This is a genomic window from Parahoeflea alexandrii (genome assembly GCF_027214025.1).
Lineage (GTDB): Bacteria > Pseudomonadota > Alphaproteobacteria > Rhizobiales > Rhizobiaceae > Hoeflea > Hoeflea alexandrii_A.
Genome location: NZ_JAPWHB010000053.1, coordinates 1 through 251, shown reverse-complemented (window position 1 = coordinate 251; position 251 = coordinate 1). Strand labels below are relative to the sequence as shown.

At 66.9% G+C, this 251-nt stretch carries 1 protein-coding gene; it reads right to left on the bottom strand.

What is annotated here, in order from left to right; translation table 11 throughout:
* Positions 1-251: hypothetical protein (locus O4H62_RS26380; RefSeq protein WP_331284496.1), on the bottom strand; the 251-nt coding region annotated here is incomplete at both ends.

Below are 251 nucleotides of genomic sequence, written 5' to 3'. Positions count from 1 at the left end.
GACCTGTGCCGGTGATGACCGTGAGCACCGGCGAATCTGCTCGCGTTCCGTCGACGTTCGCGGCGAACTCCCGCAGCGACGCTGCGGCTGCATCCACGGTCTCTGCTGCGGCACCGAGCTTCACTTCGAATCCCGCCCAGTGCCCATCGGGCAGCTGGATGACGGCATCCACTTCGCGGCCCGCCGAGTCGCGGGCGTGGTAGACCTCTCCTCCGAGAGGTTGCGCCAGGACACGAAGGTCATGCACCACT